This is a genomic window from Enterococcus sp. AZ095a (assembly GCF_050546735.1).
Lineage (GTDB): Bacteria > Bacillota > Bacilli > Lactobacillales > Enterococcaceae > Enterococcus_D > Enterococcus_D entomosocium.
Window position 1 is genome coordinate 2,300,718 of record NZ_CP172953.1, and the last position, 19,069, is coordinate 2,319,786.

The window sequence follows — 19,069 nt, forward strand, 5'->3', positions numbered from 1 at the left end:
TCAGCTATTAGCTAACACTACGTTCGTCTGTCGCTCCAAAGTATTGATACATTGGTTTTTGGTTGCCATTGAGCAATTGATCCACCGTCACAAATTCATAGCCTTGCGCTTTCAGCGTTTGAATAATACCAGGTACGGCTTGAACGGATTTCGGATGAATATCATGGAGCAGAATTATTGAACCATCGTAGACATTATTTTGTACGACCTTCAAAATTTTGTTCGGATCTTTTAGCTTCCAATCCTCGGTATCAACACTCCATTGAATGATCGATTTTCCTGCCGCTTGGGCGCTCTGTTGATCGATCGCCCCATACGGCGGGCGCAAATTCTTAGGTAAGACTCCTGTTGCCTGATAGATTGCTTTGTCGGTCTTAGTTATTTCAGCTTTGACATCCTCCGGCGACAACGTATTTAATTGCGGATGTGAATAGGAGTGACTGGCAATTTCATGCCCTTCCTCATGGACTTTTTTCGATACTTCAGGATATCGATCCACCATTTGTCCTAATTCAAAAAACGTTGCTTTGACATCGTTGTCCTTTAAAATCTTCAAAAGATCTAATGTGGTTGTGTCGTTAGGGCCATCATCGAAAGTCAGTGCAACATATTTTTTGTTTTGGTCCAATGTCGATTGTTGCTCTTTCAATTGATCCGCATTAACAAGTTCCGGATCAATAAACGGTGCAATCTCTTTGTACGCCAACGTGATCTCAGATACGCCAGTTTGATTTTGGGGCAACTGGATCGTTAATTTTTCAGGATCATACGTAAATTTCGACTCATAGGTGATTCGATCCATCGCCAAGACCGCATCAATGACTTTATCAGGTTCCTTGGCTTGGTCTAAAATCTTTTGCTGAATGACTTGCTGGATCCCTAGCAAGCTGCCCTCGTCTGGAACCAAGTCTTTCAAGGATAATTCATTGCCGGTTTTCTCGGAAATAAAAATTGGATCGGCAACCACGCTATCCGCATCTTCAAAGCGACCAGTTTCCCGGTTCCAAACATAGCTGTCCGCTTTTAAAGAATAGGTTGACACTTTCGATGCGACCGCTTGTGCTTCAATCCGAGCAACAGTGACTGTCTCTTTGTCGGTGTGTTTTTTGCATAATTTGTTCGCCATGGTCGACAATTTCTTGCTTGCATCTTTGACAGGAATCGTACTTTCTTCTTTTGGTCGGAAAATCAATTCTTTCTTGTCTCCATTAGACAATGTTTCGAGTTTTGCTGGGATTCCCTCTTTAACTTGTTCTTCTTGGATCGATGCCAATAACTTTTCAGCAGCAGCCTCATATTTTTCCCGTGCCAAGGCTTCTTGCTGCTTCAACGTAAAGGCGATATAGCCGCCAGTGGCGATAATGACAATTGTCAGAAGCGTCATCAATGAAAAGAGATACTTACGATGGGTTGGCTTCTTTTTAGAAACTTGACGATTGGTGGTTTGCGTGCGTTTTGCCGTTCCCGTTGTTTGCTTTTGATGTGATTCGACCCTTGAAAAAGGTGCTTGTTTTTCAGACATCGCTTCTTTATGTTGTGAATTATTTGAATAATTGCTTGATTTCTTCATAAACATTCTCCCTAAAACATAATAACGTAAACAAAATGTAACATAAGCGTAATAATATTTCAACAGTGTTACAGAGATTCTTATAAACTTCTCTTTTTGTTCACCATTTTTGAGAATTGTTCTAAGAAATCTTTTATTCTGATACTAATAAAAGCAAGCCTATCAGCCATGATATCGTATTCACTCCGTTTTATTTTCGTTTAAAAATAATGAGAGATATCTTTTTGTACTTTGATGTTTTTTCTGTTTATAATTCAGCGTGTGGCAATTACTTTAAAGGATGTGTTCAAAATGAAACACAAGTCAGCAACGTATTTATTTATTCTTACATTAGTCATCGGTTTAACCTATCAAATGCTTCCCTATACACCCCTAAGCGATTCCGTTTTATCCATCATTGGTACTGTATGGAATGTGATTTTGGCATTTGGTGCAGGGTACTTTCTCTTACGAAGGACCTTTTTGGAACAATTCAAGCATTTTCGTTTCATCGTTTTATTATGGGGTGTGCCTTTCGTCATTTTGACTGGCGTGTTCTTTTCCTTTATTTATGCCGCTATTTTTGGACAACCAACAACTAACTCGATCGGCGAAACCATCACTGTCCAAATGGTCTTTTTACAAGTACCCTTCATGTTGATGGGAGAAGAGTTGCTTAGTACCAATCTCTTGTTAGCTTTACAGAAAAAAGGATTCTCTTTCCTCTGGTCTTCCATCATTTGCAGTGTGCTGTTCGCTTTGTGGCATATCCCAGCGTACGGTTTTCATCCAGCACAATTATTGATCACCTTGATGCCCGCAAGATTGGCACTCAACTACGTCTGGAAAAAATCCAATAGTGTTTGGGTCAGCTGGATCTGTCATTTTCTTTATGATGGACTCGGTTTTATTTCATTCTTTCGTTAAATAATCAAAAAAAGGACAGCTGAATCGTAGCTGTCCTTTTTTGATAGTCAGTAACGCCTTTCCCCAATGACTTACTTGATCGCTATTTTTGCTTTCTGAAATAAAGCCAGCTTGCTGTGGCGACGAAGCACAAACCAAATACAAATGGGAACAACGTCCCCTGCTCATCGGTTTGCGGCAATCTTTGCGCAGAATTGCTTTTTTTCGAAGTAACAGTCGCTGTTGGGTCTTTTTCTTTTTTATCAGAACTATCCACTGTTGCTACGTTTTCTTTTGTATAAACATACGTCACAGTTGCCTCCTGCTTACCGAATGTGCCTTTGGCATTTTGCGGCAGCTGACTTCCGTCTAACGTGTAGCCTTCGATTGTTAGTTGATATTTTTCTGTGCTGGCATCATAAGAGTCGCCTACGTTTCCAGTTATGATTTGAGGCGGGTGAATTTCTTTGCCTTCGGTGTCCACATACCCGACCGTTATATCCGCTGCTGGTATCGGATTTTTTTTGTAGATGTAGGTGACTGTTTGTGCTGTTTCGCTAAACAAACCTTTACTATTTTCTGGTAATTGGCTTTGATCTAAGGTGTAGCCTTCGATTGTTACTTGGTATTTTTCTGTACTAGCATCGTAAGAGTGGCCTACGTTCCCACTGATCGTTTGTGAAGGATGAACTTCTTTGCCTTCTGTATCCACGTACTCCACTGTGACATCAGCTGCGGGTACCGGATTTTTCGTGTAGATATAGGTGACTGTTTGTGCCGTTTCTCCAAACACACCCTTATTGTTTTCTGGTAATTGACTTTGATCTAAGGTGTAGCCTTCGATTGTTACTTGGTATTTTTCTGTGCTAGCATCGTAAGATTCGCCTACGTTTCCACTGATCGTTTGTGAAGGATGAATTTCTTTGCCTTCTGTATCCACGTACTCCACTGTGACATCAGCTGCTGATAACGGATTTTTCGTGTAGATATAGGTGACTGTTTGTGCTGTTTCTTCAAACACCCCCTTATTGTTTTCTGGTAATTGACTTTGATCTAAGGTGTATCCGTCGATTATTAGTTGATATTTTTCTGTACTAGCATCGTATGGGTCGCCTACATTTCCACTGATCGCTTGAGAGGAGTGAATTTCTTTGCCTTCTGTATCCACGTACTCCACTGTGACATCAGCTGCTGGTACCGGATTTTTTATATAGATATACGCAACTGTTTCCGCGGTTTCGCTAAAAATACCTTTACTATTTTCTGGCAACTGGGTTTCATCTAGAGTATAGCCTTCGATCGTTACTTTATATTGATGTGTGCTGGCATCGTATGAATCACCTATACTTCCGCTAATCGTTTGGGAGTCATGAATTTCATTGCCCTCTGTATCAACGTATTTTACTGTTATATCCGCTGCTGGCATCGGATTTTTTATGTAAATGTAGGTAACAGTTTGGACCGTTTCGCTGAATACACCGATACCATTTTCTGGTAGCTTAGTTTCGTCTAAAGTGTAGCCTTCGATTTTTAATTGATATTTTTCTACGCTGGCATCATATGATTCACCTACATTACCGCTAATCGTTTGGCTAGCGTGTATTTCATTGCCTTCTTTATCCACATACTCAATCGTTACATCTGCTGCTGGTACGGGATTTTTTGTATACACATAAGTGACTGTTTGCACCGTTTCTCCAAACACTCCTGTGGTATTTTCTGGCAGTTGGCTTTCATCCAGTGTATAGCCGTCGATCGTTAATTGATAGTTCTCTGTACTGGCATCGTATGGATTGCCCACATTACCGCTAATCGTCTGAGAAGCGTGGATTTCGTTGCCTTCGGTATCTATATATTCGACCGTGATATCCGCAGCTGGTACGGCATTTTTTGTGTAGATATAAGTGACTGTTTGCACCGTTTCGCCAAATACACCGATACCATTTTCTGGTAGTTTAGTTTCGTCTAAAGTGTAGCCTTCGATTTTTAATTGATATTGTTCTGTGCTAGCATCGTATGGGTCCCCTACATTTCCACTGATCGTTTGAGAAGGATGAACTTCTTTACCTTCTGTATTTACGTACTCGACCGTTACATCCGCTGCTGGTACGGGATTTTTTGTATACACATAGGTGACCGTCTGTGCTGTTTCTCCCAAGATACCTTTACTGTTTTCTGGTAACTTAGTTTCATCTAACGTGTAGCCATCAATTGTTAACTTATATTCTTCGTTGCTGACATCATATGGTTCACCAATGGTACCGGTCAAGGTCTGCATCTCATGGATTTCTTGCCCTTGACCATCAAGGTATCGGACATTTACCTCTCCAATTTGCTCCGGATCGACAATGACATTGACCACATGTGTGGTATTCACGCTATAGGAGGCTTGTCGAGCCATAAAAATTGCTACATAGGAACCTGGGTTGCTTGGGTCAACATTGGTGTAGTAAGGATAGATTTGCGAGTCAGAAATGCTTTTTTCTATATTGCCGCTAAAATTTAGTTTAAACGCCTCAATGCCTAATGCTTTGGTTGAGAAATCAAACGTACTGTTTACAGGAATATGAATCGTATCGGGACTGCTTCCAAAAGCATACTCACCCGTAATTAAACGCTCGTAGAGTTCAAGTGTTTTCGTTTCCCCAGGCTGCAAGGTGATGGAATTTCCAACCGACGTGAATGCATAGTTTTGTCTTTGATTCGTGGTACCAACTTGCTTAATAAAATAGCCACCTGAAGGAAGTTGAATTATAACCTTTCCTGAACTGTCCGTGACTAACAATGTCACTTCACCAGATGTCGAGGAGGTCAATGTGAAATAAGCTCCTTGGATCGGTTGGTTTGAATTACCATCTAACACTTGAACCGTCAGTTGCCCATTGACAACTCTTGCAGCTGAAGCATTAACAGATGAGGGGACCTTATCTACAGTGCTTACAGCAGAATCTTCTTTAATATCTGATTCAGAAATATTTTTTTCATTATCACTGTTGACTTGCGTTTGCTCGTTTTTAGCATCCACACTCGATGAGGTCATTGATGTCATCGCAGCATTATCTGCTTCCGTTGAATCATTTGTATCATTAGATGGTGTAGCTATCTTTTCGTCTTGCTCCAACTGTTGGGAATCTGAAAAACCTTCGCTTTCCGCCATTACCTGAAATGCTGGCGTTACCACCGCAGCACTTAATAGGATTATTAAAGACATAATATGTTTAAATTTCTTTTTCACAAACTTTCACCTTAACCTTCTTTTTCAAAATTTATACTTTTTTATTCAAGCTTTTTTCACGCCTGAAAATCATTATAATTTATTAAATTTTAATTTACAAACATTTTTTTATTTATAGTATTCTCCACTCCTAGCTGAAGTTTTTATGCGGACTCATGAAATGCCCTTTATCTTGTGTATACCTGATTCATTTATCATTGAACTACATCACCTCTTCAGAATTTTATAATTCAAGTACCCTTCCCTTCAAGCAAATCCAGTGCAAATCAACGCAAAACTTCTTTGCATCATTGTTTTATCAACGATTTCCATTTTCCGAAAACAGGACACTATTTTCACCTAAGATTTACTTTCTTTTTTAAATGACTCATATAAAAATACCTCCTAATCTTCAAAAGAGATATTTTTTCAAATTTCCAACTCAGCATAATTGAATTAGGTATTATTTAAAAGAAAAAATCACTAACAATAATCGAGTTGCCGTGAATACCCAATGCGAAATTCTAAGCTAAACTCATTTTATTTTCATTTTTTGAAAACGAAGAAATACACTTGTGCATTTCTTCGTTAAATCGAGCTTTACAATTGTTTCTTTGAACCGCTTTATGATAGGATATGTCAGAAGGAGCATTGAAATGACTATAGCTGAAAAAATAAAAGAGAGTCGCTTGAAATTAGGACTCACCCAACAAGAAGTTTCCGAAAAATTATTTGTTACCAGACAAACGATCTCAAATTGGGAAAACAATCGAAGTACCCCAGACATCGATACATTGATCAAATTAAGTGATCTCTATCAAATCGATTTAGAGGCACTGCTGAAACCAGAACAATTAGCAGAAGAACCAGGAATAAAGCGTGAAGAAAAGAAACCAGCCTTCCGCCTTCCTCTATACTTGCTCAATTTGACTGCAGTCTTCGCTTGCGTTTTCACCGACTTCTTAACACCTACAGGAACAATGACCCTATGGACAGCTGCTGCACATTTTTTGTTACTAGTTAACTTTGTCCTTTTATTCGGTTTTTTCCTCACAAAAAAAAGACCCCTCCCTGCAAAAACAATTGTCTTTGCATTAGGAAAAGGTCTGCTGATCTTAGCCATTATATTAGGTTTTACTCTTTGGTCGAATAAAGGAGCTTCCGCTGATGCGTTACATCTGATCGGCCATAATTATGGTCATTTTGTCTATTTGATGTTTAAAGCAATTGGGGTGATTTATTTGTTTGATTGGCGGAAGTTTATAAATTAGTTTTATTGGAAATATTAATAAAATTATTATATTTATATATGATATTTTATTTAACAGCACCTTAATTATTTAGGATTAAGATCATTAAGGAATTTTTCAGTTAATGATTGAAGTTGACGATTCCGTTTTTTTATAAATTTGGCAGGTATTCCTGCCCATATAGAATATTCTCCTAATGAGTGATTAATTAAACTCATAGCACCAACAGCACTTCCTTCAGATAAAATACAACCGGGTAATATAGTACTCCCGGTTCCTATAATAACAAATTTTTCAAGAATCACGATCTTATCTTTAAGATTTTTATACTCATCTGAAATAAGAGGACTAGTCAGGCTATCTCCAGAATAATCATCACTTTTTCCATAGATACAAACTCTCGATGATATATTAACAAAGTCCTTTATAAACACTCCTTTTTCTCCAGAAAAGATTGAACTGTATGCAGCAATATGAACAAATGATCCTATATTAATATTACCACTAAGTATACAAAAATCATCTATTCTAACATTATCACCTACTGATATATTCGAAATATTATAAAAACTGCTTTTTTTACTAATACTTACGTTCTTTCCAACAAATTTAAAACCTAGATTTTCTAATTCTTCTTTAGAATAAAAACTTGATGGCAATACAATCATCCCCTTCTGAATTGTTTTATAAGTGTGCAAATTTTTTCTACATCTTGCTCTGACAAATCAGCATACATAGGAAGTGTGAGAACACGTTTACTGTATTTTAGTGCAATTGGTGTTTCAAACGGATCAAATTGATCGTGGTAACAATCGAAAGCACTAGTTATTGGATAAAAATACTTTCTTGCAAAAATATTGTTTTCTTCCAAGAATCTTTTTAGTTCATTTCTAGATCTGCCATAAATTTCTTCATTTATGATTATAGGAAAATAGGCATAGTTAGAGTCAACATTTTTCTGAATTGTAAATATATTCAAGCCTTCTATTTCATCAAGTAAAGTATGGTACTTAAGATAAACTTTTTTTCTTTTTTCAATTTCTTCATTAATATGCTTTAAGTTACAAAGTCCCATTGCCGCTGAAAATTCGTTCATTTTTGCGTTTGATCCAACAAAATCAACCAATTCTTCATTTCTAATACCAAAATTTTTTAAGCGAGATAAGTTTAATCCTAACTCATTCTCACTATAAGTCAGAGCCCCACCCTCAATTGTGTTGAAAACTTTAGTAGCATGGAAACTAAACATTGATAAGTCTCCAAAATTTGCAACTGATTCTCCTTTATATTTTTCTGAAAAAGCATGGGCAGCGTCATATATTACTTTTAATCCATATTTTTTAGAAATCCTATCAATCTCCTCTATATTACATATATTCCCATATACATGTACAGGAAGAATAGCTGATGTTTTATCAGTAATAAGACTCTCCAATTTAGATGTATTAATAGTAAAATCCGTTTCATTTATGTCACAAAAAACTGGCTTTAGTCCATTTCTAACTATAGCGTGAGTAGTTGATGCAAAAGTATAAGGAGTTGTAATAACTTCTCCCTTTAAATTAAGCGCTTGAATACCTAATTCAAGAGCCAAATGACCATTTGAAAATAATGAAACACCTTCACACTCCATATATCTTTGTAGTTCTCTTTCTAATTTTTGATGCTTTACTCCCATATTAGTCAACCAATGAGTTTCCCAAATATCTTTGACTTCTTCAAAATATTCTTCCATAGATGGCATTGAAGATTTAGTAACAAAAATTTTATTATCCATTATTTCTTCTCCTTTTAATAACATAATTGAGTATATACATAAAAGAGTCTAGTTTAAAAATATAAGAAAGTATCAAATATGAAACACTAGCTAGTATACCACCAAAAAAAACTGTCAAAAAATTGTTAAGAGGCATAAATGTGAAGATATATAATCCCACACCACAAGTAAACGAAATAAAAATATACGGAAGTATATCCTTAATTTGCTCTGAATAGTTGTAATCTAAAAGTTTCCTACTAGGAGCAATATTTATAATTAGTGATATTACGGAGCTAATTGCCGTTCCTACAGCAATAGCCATTGGTGTAGAAAATAATAATATCGCGGCAACCAAAATAATAACTCCTATAATTTTTTTGAAAATTTCCAGCTTTAAAAACAAATCACTTCTTCCCATAGCATTCAAAGCTTGCAAATTCGCAGTGTGTATAGGCATTAACGAAAATATAAAACAGCTAACTTGTAAGAACGGGACACTTTCCCTCCATTGATTGCCTAACAATAATGCTATAATTGGAGAACCTAATACCCCCAGAAAAGTCATTAAAGGAAAAATAAGAAATGAACTAGTTTTGACAGATCTTCTAACTACAGACTTCATTTTTATTTTATCATCTTGTATCTTTGATAAAGTAGGTAACATAACACTTTGAATAGCACCATTAACATTAGTTATGATTATTTGTGGAAATTGTTGTCCTTTATTATAATAACCTAAAATATTGGCTGAAAAACGTCTTCCTATAATTAAACTTTGTAGCTGTACATAAATTGTTTCTAAAAATGAAGAAAGTAATATTTTCCATCCAAAAGCAAACAAGGCTTTTATACTACTAAATGAAAATATTAATTTAGGAAACCATCTTACTCTATAAGATAGTGTTATGCAGTTTAAAAATGATGATATAAGCTGCTGGAATATTAAAGACCAAATGCCATAACCTCTTAATGCAAGAAAAATTCCTATCAAACCTGAAATTAAATTAGAAATTATTGTACTGTACAATAAAAAATGAAATTTCATTTCTCGTGAAACAATTGCTAATTGAACAGAATTAAAAGATCCAATAATAATTATTATAGATACTACTCTCAGATAGTCAGATAGATTTTCCATGCTATAAAAAATTTCTATTGTTGGCGCGGATAGAAATAAGATTAAATACAACACTATTGATATAAAAAAACTAATGTAAAATACTGAGGAATAATCTATTTCCGTCACATTTTTTTTCTGAATTAAAGATGTGCTAAAGCCAGATTGAACAAAAACTTGGGCTATATTAATAAATACAGTTAAAATTGCTACTATCCCAAAATCTTTAGGAGAAAGTAACCTTGCCAAAACCAATTGAATGACAAATGTTATAAAAAAACTTCCGAACCGTTCCAAGAATTTATACACTAACGATTTAATCACCATATCTATTGAATTCACATAAACTTATCCCTTCCGATTTTAATCGTTTTAAATACATATACTCAAGTCTAGTTGAATAAATGTATCGTTTAAACAATTATTAATTCTAACTACTTTTCAAATAATAGAGCCCACTCTTTAACAGCTTTGTCTATAGAAAAAAATTCAGAAACCACTCTACTATTATATAAAATATTTTCTTCATCATAATTAATAATTTCGAGAAAATCTTCTTTTTTCGCAATTTCCATATTATAAATTTTATACTTTTTTTCGAAATCTTTATACATGGAACTTTTTCCATACATATAAATCTTAGCGCCCAAATAAAATAAAATACGTATATTTCCCAAAGCTTGTTGTCTATCGTTATTAAAAAAAGCGACATTTATTTTTGATAATAATATATAATATTCTTTCTTATCCATAAAATTTGTTAACGGTATAAACTTGTCACCTAATATTTTCTTACCATAATTAATTATTTCATTTTTATATGTTTCATCACCATATGATAATGGAACATAGACTTTGAAGTTATTCTTTTGGTAATTACTTAGTAATTCAAATACCTCTTTATGCCTATTAGTTGCAGTTGCATTGTTACCAACAAGAATATTAATTTCCTCTTGACTTCCCATAGAACTCTCTTTTATTTTTTCAATATAATCTATTGTCTGGTAGTCAATATATCTAACATTATATTTCTCTCCGCATGTTTTATACCATCTTTTAGATAAATTAAAATCAGAATCAGTTAAAACAGCAATTTTCTTTAAACGTCTTGTAAGATTTTTTTTAAGTAGATATCTAATCTTCAACTTGAAGGTTTTATTCAGTACTTTATAATCATATAAGTCAGCTCCCCAAATCACCCATGAGGATTTTCGTGCTAAAAAAGGTATTAGAGAAAAAAAACTTAATGTCTTTGTATTCATGAAAAGCGAATGAAATACTACCTGATTTGATTTCAATATACTATAAATAAATCTGATATTAATTTGGAGTATCTTTACATTATCATAGGAAATAATTGGACTTATTAACTTGTCATAATTATCTTCTCCATATAAATAAAATATATGACTGTCAGTATTACTCATGTGATCATTGATCATTCTCACATAATCAGTAGTAAACTTTTCCTTTGGAAAAATATGAATGATATTTTGTCCCATTAATCTGCTCTCCTAAAAATTATTTACACAATGTCTAATCTATTCCGAAAATATCTCTTGTATATAGTTTATGACAAACTTCTCTTAGTCTATCTTCATAACGGTTACTTATTATTACATCTGATATTTCTGAGAATTCTTTAAAATCTTTTATGACTTTTGAATCATAAAAATAATTAGCATTTAGTGTAGGTTCAAAAACGACCACCTTAATCCCTTTTTGTTTTAATCTTTTCATTATTCCTTGAATTGATGAATATCTAAAATTATCAGAGTTTGCTTTCATTGTTAGACGATAAATTCCCACAACATTGGGGTTCTTATTAACTATTTGTTCAGCAATAAAGTTTTTTCTAGTAATGTTTGCCTCCACAATAGCACCAATTATATTACTAGGTACATCAGCATAATTCGCTCTCAACTGTTTCGTATCTTTCGGTAAGCAATAACCTCCATATCCAAAAGATGGATTATTATAATGATTTCCAATTCGAGGATCTAAACCTACTCCCTCTATAATTTGTTGACTATTCAACCCACGGATTTCTGCATATGTGTCCAGTTCATTAAAATATGCAACTCTCAAAGCAAGGTAGGTATTAGAGAAAAGTTTAATTGCTTCTGCTTCTGTAGAATTTGTTAATAGAACTCTAACATCGTTTTTATAAGAATTCTTTTTAAAAATTTCTGCAATTTCTTGTCCTCTATCTGAAACTTCACCTACAACAATCCTTGAAGGAAATAAGTTATCATATAATGCTTTTCCTTCTCTTAAAAACTCTGGAGAAAAAATAATATTCTCAGTATTAAATTTTTCTTTGACATCTAGAGTATAACCTACTGGAACTGTTGATTTAATGATAAATATTGCATTAGGACGAATTGTTAATACTTTTTCAATTACTTGCTCAACTGTAGAAGTGTTAAAGAAATTTTTATCCTCATCATAATCAGTCGGCGTCGCTATAATTAAATAATCCCCATAGTTTACTGCGTCTTCAAAATTTTTAGTAAATTCGATATTTAAATCATTTCTTTCCAAAAACTCTTGTATCTCTTTGTCCTCCAAGGGTGATTTTGCTTGCCTTAAAAGTTCAATTTTTTCTTCAACAATATCATAAGCTTTAACATATTCATTTTGAGATAATAATAATGCATTTGCTAGACCAACATAGCCTAGACCAAAAACAGAAATCTTCATTTTCATTCCACCAATACATAAATTTTATAATAACTTTTAATCATCTAAAAGATTGCATCATCAATTTTAAAGCTTCTTGCCATGTTGGGATTTCAAATCCCAACTCTTTTGCTTTTGAAAGATTCATCACCGAATATTGTGGTCGCTTCGCCTTTTGTGGGAACTTGGAAGAAGGAATCGGCTTGACAACTACATCTGAATCTTTTAGTATTTCGCACGCAAATTCATGCCATGAGCAGCTGTTATCATTGGAAAGATGATAAATTCCAGTCGGTGCTTGCTTTTCGATAACATAAAGCATAAATTCTACTAATGTTCGTGTCCAAGTTGGGCGCCCATATTGATCATTGACTACTGTTAAAGTCTTATGTTCCTTAGCTAATCGCTTCATGGTATAGACAAAATTGTGTCCGTACTGTCCAAAGACCCAAGAAGTACGAATAATATAGTAATCCTCCAATATTTCTTGTACTGCTTGTTCCCCTAATAATTTGGTTCTTCCGTATTCATTTTGGGGATTTACTTGATCATCGACTTGGTATTCGCCAACTTGCTTTTCTCCATCAAAAACATAGTCAGTACTGATATAAACAAGTTTTGCACCTACAGCTTTTGCAGCCAGGGCCACATTTCTTGTGCCGGTGACATTGATTAACTCATCTAATTCTTTGCCTTCTTCTTCTGCTTTATCAACTGCGGTATACGCAGCACAATGAAAGATAACCGATGGGTGGATTTCTTTTACTTTCTCCATCGTGACCGTTTCATCTGTGATATCCATCTCTTTCGCATCGGTAGACACGTAGTCAATACCTTTTTCATCAAATAGATGACGTAATTCACTGCCTAATTGGCCATTTCCTCCTGTTATTAAGTACATAGATGATCGCTTCCTTTCAAAAAAGCAGGATCTCTCCTGCTTTTGATTCCTTATTGTCCCTGTTCTGCGTAACTTTTCTCAACTTGATCTTTTTCATCTTGCCACCAAGAAGGATTGTTTCGATACCAGTCGATCGTATCAGCTAGACCTTCTTCAAAATCCGTGAACATCGGCTGCCAACCCAATTCTTCTTTTAATTTTGAGGCATCGATGGCATACCGCAAGTCATGACCGGGGCGATCAGTCACATGATCATAGGCATCTTTTGGCTCTCCCATCAATGTTAAAATCGTTTCAATGACTGATTTGTTGTCTGCTTCTCCATCAGCACCAATCAAGTAAGTCTCGCCAATTCGACCTTTTGTTAAGATTGTCCATACTGCTGAAGAATGATCATTTGTATGGATCCAATCGCGAACATTTTTTCCTTCACCATATAATTTTGGTCGAATGCCACTCAGAATATTCGTAATTTGGCGTGGAATAAATTTTTCGATATGTTGGTAGGGACCATAATTATTGGAACAGTTAGAAAGGGTTGCCCGCAAACCGAACGAACGAACCCAAGCTTTGACTAATAAATCAGAGCCAGCCTTTGTGGAAGAATAGGGACTAGATGGGTTATAGGGTGTTTGGTCGGTAAACTTCTCCCCTGGTCCTTCCCCATGCCCTGGAAGATCTTTTCGTAACGGTAGATCGCCGTACACTTCATCGGTTGATACGTGGTGATAACGCACATCGTATTTTCGACAAGCTTCAATCAATGTATAGGTACCAATCAGATTTGTCTGAACAAAAGGAAATGGATCTTTCAATGAGTTATCATTGTGTGATTCTGCAGCATAATGAACCACTGCATCGGTTTGCTGGACCAACTGATCGACTAATGCGCTGTCAGCAATATCGCCAACCACTAACTCTACACGATCTTTTGGAAGACCCGCTAGATTTTCTTTGTTTCCAGCATAAGTTAGTTTATCTAAAACAGTGACATGGATCTCTGGGTGATGATTAACGACATAATGGACGAAATTTGACCCAATGAAGCCTGCCCCTCCGGTTACAATGATTTTTTTCATGTCCACTCGCTCCTTATATCTCGCCATAAATAAACGGGTTTTGTTCTTCAAACGCTTTTAAAGTTGGGTGATGTTGGTCTTTTTCCGAAAGAATCGCTTTTTCTTTTGCAATGGGCCAATCGATCGCCAAATCAGGATCATCAAATGCAATACCTGCATCAGCCTGAGCATCATAATAATTATCACACTTGTACAAAAAGTTTACATTTGAAGTCAATGTCATGAATCCATGAGCAAATCCTTTAGGGACCAACAATTGTCGCTGATTACTTTCAGATAAAATATAGCCTTCCCATTCTCCATAGGTTGGACTTCCTTTTCTAATATCAACGATTACATCTAAAACGGCACCCGTCACCACACGAATCAATTTGGTTTGCGCGGCAGTTCCTTTTTGAAAATGAAGTCCTCGCAAAACACCTGCTTCAACGGACAAGGAATGATTGTCCTGTACAAAGGTTTGTGTGATTCCTGCTTCTTGAAAATCAGCTTGAGAATAGCTTTCGGTGAAGAAACCACGATGATCACCAAAGACAGCAGGCTCTAAAATCAAGACATCTGTCAATTTTGTTTTTGTTACGGTTAATTTTCCCATGTTTATGCCTCACTTGCCAGGTTCAATAAATATTGACCATATTGATTTTTTTTCAATGGTTGTGCTAATGCGATCAATTGCTCCTGATTGATATAACCCATTCGATAAGCAATTTCTTCTAAACAAGCAACTTTAAGATTTTGTCGCTTTTCAATGGTTTCAATGAACGTGGATGCTTCTAGTAAGGACTCATGTGTACCTGTATCTAACCAAGCAAATCCCCGTCCCATCACTTCTACTGAGAGTTTTCCTTCTTCAAGATACTTTTGATTGATATCGGTGATTTCCAATTCTCCTCGTTCAGAAGGGACAATTTTTTTAGCAATCTCAACAACTTGATTATCATAGAAGTATAAACCTGTCACGGCATAGCTAGACTTTGGCATAGCGGGTTTTTCTTCAATCGAAACAGCTTGCATCGACTCATCAAATTCTACCACACCAAAACGTTCTGGATCGTTTACATGATAACCAAATACCGTGGCACCTTCTTCTTTTTGAGCAGCTTTTTGTAACATCTTAGATAAGCCACCGCCATAGTAGATATTATCTCCTAAAATCAGGCAGACACTCTCATTTCCAATAAATTCTTCCCCAATGATGAAAGCTTGTGCAAGGCCATCTGGTGAGGGTTGTACTGCGTATTCTATCTGAAGTCCTAATTCCCGTCCATCACCAAAGAGCTCTTCGAATCGCGGGGTGTCCTGCGGTGTAGAGATGATCAAGATCTCTTTAATGCCAGCCAGCATCAGCGTAGACATAGGGTAATAGATCATTGGCTTGTCATAAATTGGCATCAATTGTTTCGATGTTGCTTTTGTGAGTGGATACAATCGTGTGCCTGATCCTCCTGCTAATATAATTCCTTTCATAGCATCAATTCTCCTCTTAATATTTATGATTTTTTAATATTATTATTTTAATCTGTTTGAGAGAAACTTTATCACTGGGATCATTGTTTTACCAAAATCAAAGTTTTGTTCTCCAAATTCTCTTATATCCTTAGGATGTATATTTTTGATAAGTATGCTCAAATAAAATTGGATGACCTCAGTAATATCAATTGAATTATCATTTGCTGGCACTCTCATGTATGCTTTAAATTCTTTCATATCATCCAACTCTGTTTCAACACCGGATATGATAGGAACTCCTCTAGCTAAATATTCCTTTCCTTTTAAGGAACTATTGTAATAAACATTTGATCTATGTCTACCAAGAGCATCTACACCTATATCTGATTTATCAAACACTCTATCTAAATCTTTCCCAGTTAACTTCCCATGAAATATGACCTTATCGGAAATGTTGTATTCTTTCACCATATTTTTATAAGTATTAAGCACATCTTGATTTCCATCACCAACAATATGAAATTTCACATCAATATGAGAGTTTGTATTTTCATAGTTTTTCAATCCTGTTATAATCCTGTCATATCCATGCCATTCAGAAATAGAAGCAACACCTATTAAATCAATTGTATTGTTTTTAAGATTATTATTTTTCAGTGGAACTCTTTTAAAATCCACACCATTGGATATTGTTATGGTCTTAATCCCGAAGATTATTTTGTCCTTTGAAAAAGTTACTATTCTATCAATCGGTTTTAATTTACCTCTCCAATATTTATCTTTTCTTAAAGAAAAGACATTTTTCAAAGTCATTTTTATTTCATTGTCGTATGGATATGTGGGTATTTCCATCAATATTATTATATTAGGATTTAATTCTTTTACTTTATTTATCAATTGGATAAATTTTTTTGTTAATACTGAAGGCTTCCTAATATAAATAAAATTAAATTCATTTATTCTAGGTATGATTTTTTTCAACTGATTATAGTTAGCAGAAAAATAAGGTAACTTATTTTTTAGCTTTTCAAAAAAACTGTATTTTATTTTTACTAATTCCATTGCACCAAGATTCTGTTCCATTAATCTTATTTGACTAAGAATCTTTTTTTCTATACCTGGTAACGATGCAAACTCTTCACAAATATATAGTCCTTTAATCAATATAAAACATCCCTTATTATAACTTTTTTAATATACCAACTATTCGTATTTATAGACTTAGAACAACCTAAATTATTTAAAACATCCAATTTTCTAAAAACATTGGTAAAAAGCTTGTTTGTAGAATAGGTAAAACTTCAAAAAACAATATGATAATTATAAAAATCCCGTTCAAACTGTATAAGAAAAGTCTTTCCTGTCTATTGAAAAAATATCTATTTTCTTTTTTCAAGAATAGGAGGTTGATTATTATAAAAGCTGGTATAGCGTTCCTCATCAGTCTCCAATACGTCAAATCAATTATATACAAAGGAATAAATAGTGAGGAAAAAAATACGAATGACGATAGTATTCTAATTACTGATTTATCTCTAGGATTTATAATTTTATGGACTTTATTGCTATAAATGAAAGTTACCACTAGTATAATGAAAGAGAGAAACCAAAATACTAAAAAGCCCAAATCAACCTTTCTTATCAAGTAGAAACTTTGATCAGTTCCTATCAAAAAGTTATTTGTAATAAAATCTAGTAGTGGAATATAAATATCAGGTGTCACTAATAAAATAGAGAAAAAGAAAATGATAAAAATATAAACAAAAATATGTTTACCTTTTCTTAAAAAAAACAAAAAGAATGGAAACAACAAATAAAAAAGACCAAGCTTCTGAATAGAAGAAGATATTATTACAATAACCAAAAAAATAACATTGTTTTTAAAATTGTTGTTTTCTATTAAATATTTCAAACCAAAAAGTACGAGCGAAATCATTAAAAAATTTCGGATTTGAATACTGTCCAATATCATTAAGTAAGGTATATATATAATCCAATATAAATCTTTTTTTACATTGAGATTATTTAAGAATTTATTAACAAATAAAAGTGATATAAATATTACTATTAATCTAAATGCATTATATGAGAAACCAAGCGACCGAGCAGAATCCATTAGCATACTAAACCCAAGTTCTAAACCAGATATATTGTAATCATAAATGTATTGATAATTAAGATAGTCGGGATTATTTGTTACCCCTCCCATAAGTATTAAAACTAAAAAAATTAATAAACAACTTATTATTTTATTGGTTTTTTTATGACAAGAATTGTAAATACCTAAAATATAAATAAATATAGATAGACTAATTAACATTGCTTGAATCCCTCAAGTTTTTTATTTTAGTTAATTTAGTTTTGTCTCCCCATATTGCTCTCGAGTCATATATACGATCCGGGTATTCACCATATTTCAATTTTATGTTGTAGTTATTTTCATCAATAAATGCTTCAACTCTTTCTGAAAGTCTTAATGGTTCACCTGAACAAATGTTTATTATCCCATTCACTAAGTCTTGAGTTACAACTTCTACTACATCTTTGCAAAATTGATCATAATCTATAAAATCATATAAGTTTTTTCCGGTATTAAACGGAAACTCAACTTTATTGTCTTTGGCTTGTTTAGCTATTTTAGAAAAAATTGAATTTCCCTGAACATTATTATCAACAATATAAAAAGCTCTTAGCCATTGGAGCGAAAAATCAGAGCTCTGATTTTCTTTGATTAAATAATCTCGCAAGCAATTTTTAGCTATACCATAATTACTCAACGGGAAACACGGAGTATGTTCCGTAATCTTCCCCTCAAAAAAACCTATTTCATGCATTGTCCCCATAACAGATATTTTTGTTTTGCCATGAGCAATGAAATGATCCAAAAATTTTATATGTTTTGCTAAATCTTCTAAATGCGAACTATCATTGTGTACAAAACCATTTCTCCATGCTAAGTGAAGCAATATATCCGGTTGTCCAAAATAATAATATGGATCTTCTACAGCAAAAATATCGCAGTTATATACTTTTCCTTCTAACTCGATACTATTATTAATATCTGCAATATGTACCTCATGGGATGTTTTTAGTAAATCTTTTACAATCCCTTTTCCTAAATATCCATTTGATCCAGTAACTAGTATTTTCATTTAACAGCCTC

16 protein-coding genes are annotated in these 19,069 nt (G+C 34.2%); 2 read left to right on the plus strand and 14 right to left on the minus strand.

Going from position 1 to position 19,069, the window contains the following annotated elements; all coding sequences use genetic code 11:
* Positions 1 to 7: 7 nt before the first annotated feature.
* Complete coding sequence (locus IGJ26_RS10605) at positions 8 to 1,570, minus strand: polysaccharide deacetylase family protein (RefSeq protein WP_194199537.1); 1,563 nt, start codon at positions 1,568 to 1,570, stop codon at positions 8 to 10.
* Positions 1,571 to 1,804: 234 nt separating this feature from the next.
* On the opposite strand from IGJ26_RS10605, the gene IGJ26_RS10610 reads away from it, so the two are divergent.
* A complete protein-coding gene (locus IGJ26_RS10610) occupies positions 1,805 to 2,476 on the plus strand; it encodes a CPBP family intramembrane glutamic endopeptidase (RefSeq protein WP_016613494.1) in 672 nt (223 codons plus the stop codon).
* Positions 2,477 to 2,558: 82 nt separating this feature from the next.
* Here IGJ26_RS10610 and IGJ26_RS10615 read toward each other — a convergent pair whose 3' ends face one another.
* Positions 2,559 to 5,690 carry a MucBP domain-containing protein gene (locus tag IGJ26_RS10615; protein ID WP_194199536.1) on the minus strand — a complete coding sequence of 1,044 codons (3,132 nt, stop codon included), beginning with the start codon at positions 5,688 to 5,690 and terminating at the stop codon, positions 2,559 to 2,561.
* 635 nt (positions 5,691 to 6,325) lie between these two features.
* On the opposite strand from IGJ26_RS10615, the gene IGJ26_RS10620 reads away from it, so the two are divergent.
* Positions 6,326 to 6,940, plus strand: a complete 615-nt coding sequence (locus IGJ26_RS10620; RefSeq protein ID WP_194199535.1) for a helix-turn-helix domain-containing protein — start codon at positions 6,326 to 6,328, stop codon at positions 6,938 to 6,940.
* A gap of 65 nt (positions 6,941 to 7,005) precedes the next feature.
* On the opposite strand, the gene IGJ26_RS10625 is transcribed toward IGJ26_RS10620, so the two are convergent.
* The 12 genes from IGJ26_RS10625 to IGJ26_RS10680 all read right to left on the minus strand — a co-directional run bounded on the left by IGJ26_RS10625 (position 7,006) and on the right by IGJ26_RS10680 (position 19,058).
* A complete protein-coding gene (locus tag IGJ26_RS10625) occupies positions 7,006 to 7,587 on the minus strand; it encodes an acyltransferase (RefSeq protein WP_142971621.1) in 582 nt (193 codons plus the stop codon).
* Complete coding sequence (locus IGJ26_RS10630) at positions 7,584 to 8,696, minus strand: DegT/DnrJ/EryC1/StrS family aminotransferase (protein WP_228085208.1); 1,113 nt, start codon at positions 8,694 to 8,696, stop codon at positions 7,584 to 7,586. Before IGJ26_RS10630 ends, IGJ26_RS10625 begins: the two co-directional genes overlap by 4 nt.
* Entirely contained in the window at positions 8,689 to 10,137 is a 1,449-nt protein-coding gene (locus IGJ26_RS10635) for a lipopolysaccharide biosynthesis protein (RefSeq protein ID WP_430599605.1), read from the minus strand. Before IGJ26_RS10635 ends, IGJ26_RS10630 begins: the two co-directional genes overlap by 8 nt.
* Before the next feature lie 92 nt (positions 10,138 to 10,229).
* Complete coding sequence (locus IGJ26_RS10640) at positions 10,230 to 11,297, minus strand: TDP-N-acetylfucosamine:lipid II N-acetylfucosaminyltransferase (protein ID WP_194199534.1); 1,068 nt, start codon at positions 11,295 to 11,297, stop codon at positions 10,230 to 10,232.
* Between the two features lie 34 nt (positions 11,298 to 11,331).
* Positions 11,332 to 12,498 (minus strand): nucleotide sugar dehydrogenase, encoded by a 1,167-nt coding sequence (locus IGJ26_RS10645; protein ID WP_194199533.1) that lies wholly within the window; start codon positions 12,496 to 12,498, stop codon positions 11,332 to 11,334.
* A gap of 40 nt (positions 12,499 to 12,538) precedes the next feature.
* Positions 12,539 to 13,378, minus strand: coding sequence for a dTDP-4-dehydrorhamnose reductase (rfbD, locus tag IGJ26_RS10650; protein ID WP_142971613.1), 840 nt, complete (start codon positions 13,376 to 13,378; stop codon positions 12,539 to 12,541).
* A gap of 50 nt (positions 13,379 to 13,428) precedes the next feature.
* Entirely contained in the window at positions 13,429 to 14,457 is a 1,029-nt protein-coding gene (gene rfbB / locus IGJ26_RS10655) for a dTDP-glucose 4,6-dehydratase (protein ID WP_034872201.1), read from the minus strand.
* Between the two features lie 13 nt (positions 14,458 to 14,470).
* On the minus strand, positions 14,471 to 15,052 hold the full coding sequence (gene rfbC, locus IGJ26_RS10660; protein WP_005236920.1) for a dTDP-4-dehydrorhamnose 3,5-epimerase: 582 nt from the start codon (positions 15,050 to 15,052) through the stop codon (positions 14,471 to 14,473).
* Positions 15,053 to 15,054: 2 nt separating this feature from the next.
* A complete protein-coding gene (gene rfbA, locus IGJ26_RS10665) occupies positions 15,055 to 15,924 on the minus strand; it encodes a glucose-1-phosphate thymidylyltransferase RfbA (protein ID WP_142971611.1) in 870 nt (289 codons plus the stop codon).
* A gap of 42 nt (positions 15,925 to 15,966) precedes the next feature.
* Positions 15,967 to 17,070, minus strand: coding sequence for a glycosyltransferase (locus tag IGJ26_RS10670; protein WP_194199532.1), 1,104 nt, complete (start codon positions 17,068 to 17,070; stop codon positions 15,967 to 15,969).
* Positions 17,071 to 17,146: 76 nt separating this feature from the next.
* Positions 17,147 to 18,226: an EpsG family protein gene (locus IGJ26_RS10675; RefSeq protein ID WP_194199531.1), complete on the minus strand. Its 1,080-nt coding sequence runs from the start codon at positions 18,224 to 18,226 to the stop codon at positions 17,147 to 17,149.
* The gene (locus IGJ26_RS10680; protein WP_142971606.1) at positions 18,216 to 19,058 is read right to left on the minus strand and encodes an NAD-dependent epimerase/dehydratase family protein; all 843 of its coding nucleotides are present in this window, start codon (positions 19,056 to 19,058) and stop codon (positions 18,216 to 18,218) included. Before IGJ26_RS10680 ends, IGJ26_RS10675 begins: the two co-directional genes overlap by 11 nt.
* Between the last annotated feature and the right edge of the window lie 11 nt (positions 19,059 to 19,069).

Coding starts and splice junctions, on each gene's coding strand:
- IGJ26_RS10605 (WP_194199537.1), bottom strand. CDS start 1,570: ATGAAGAAATCAAGCAATTATTCAAATAATTCACAACATAAAGAAGCG.
- IGJ26_RS10610 (WP_016613494.1), top strand. CDS start 1,805: ATGTTTTTTCTGTTTATAATTCAGCGTGTGGCAATTACTTTAAAGGAT.
- IGJ26_RS10620 (WP_194199535.1), top strand. CDS start 6,326: ATGACTATAGCTGAAAAAATAAAAGAGAGTCGCTTGAAATTAGGACTC.
- IGJ26_RS10625 (WP_142971621.1), bottom strand. CDS start 7,587: ATGATTGTATTGCCATCAAGTTTTTATTCTAAAGAAGAATTAGAAAAT.
- IGJ26_RS10630 (WP_228085208.1), bottom strand. CDS start 8,696: ATGGATAATAAAATTTTTGTTACTAAATCTTCAATGCCATCTATGGAA.
- IGJ26_RS10640 (WP_194199534.1), bottom strand. CDS start 11,297: ATGGGACAAAATATCATTCATATTTTTCCAAAGGAAAAGTTTACTACT.
- IGJ26_RS10645 (WP_194199533.1), bottom strand. CDS start 12,498: ATGAAGATTTCTGTTTTTGGTCTAGGCTATGTTGGTCTAGCAAATGCA.
- rfbD (WP_142971613.1), bottom strand. CDS start 13,378: ATGTACTTAATAACAGGAGGAAATGGCCAATTAGGCAGTGAATTACGT.
- rfbB (WP_034872201.1), bottom strand. CDS start 14,457: ATGAAAAAAATCATTGTAACCGGAGGGGCAGGCTTCATTGGGTCAAAT.
- rfbC (WP_005236920.1), bottom strand. CDS start 15,052: ATGGGAAAATTAACCGTAACAAAAACAAAATTGACAGATGTCTTGATT.
- rfbA (WP_142971611.1), bottom strand. CDS start 15,924: ATGAAAGGAATTATATTAGCAGGAGGATCAGGCACACGATTGTATCCA.
- IGJ26_RS10675 (WP_194199531.1), bottom strand. CDS start 18,226: ATGTTAATTAGTCTATCTATATTTATTTATATTTTAGGTATTTACAAT.
- IGJ26_RS10680 (WP_142971606.1), bottom strand. CDS start 19,058: ATGAAAATACTAGTTACTGGATCAAATGGATATTTAGGAAAAGGGATT.